Annotated in this window: 1 protein-coding gene; it reads right to left on the reverse strand. The window is 61.8% G+C overall.

Features of this window, described 5'->3' with window-relative positions; all coding sequences use genetic code 11:
- Window positions 1-547: condensation domain-containing protein (locus tag ACW9IB_RS29485; protein WP_457416847.1), on the reverse strand; the 547-nt coding region annotated here is incomplete at both ends.

A 547-nucleotide genomic window follows, 5' to 3' on the forward strand; every position in this document is an offset into this window, starting at 1 on the left:
ACCATGGCCTGCAACAGGTTCTGCCAGTGGCGCGCCATGCGTGTGATGGTGGTGGCGTCGAACAGGTCGGTGGCGTAGCTGAGCGAAGCACGCAGTTGGTCCGCGGACTCTTCGATGTCCAGGGTCAGGTCGAATTGCGCAGCCGCTTCATCCCAAGCCACCGGACTGATATCCAGTTGCCCCAGGCGCTGCAAATGACTGCCGGCCCGGCTGATATGGTGGTTGAACGCCACCTGGAACAGCGGGCTCAAGCTCAGGCTGCGCTCCGGTTGCAGCGCCTCCACCAGTTGCTCGAAAGGCAAATCCTGATGACTCTGGGCTTCCAGCGCACGCTGTTTGACCTGGGCCAGCAACTGGGCCACGGTGGTCTGCCCGTCGATTTCGGCCTTGAGCACTTGGGTGTTGACGAAGAAGCCGATCAGCCCCTCGGTTTCCATGCGGTTGCGGTTGGCAATCGGCACGCCGACGCGGATATCCTGCTGACCGCTGTAGCGGTGCAACAGGGTCTGGAACGAGGCCAGCAGCAACATGAACAAGGTCACGCCTT

This window comes from Pseudomonas sp. SDO524_S393 (genome assembly GCF_054071875.1).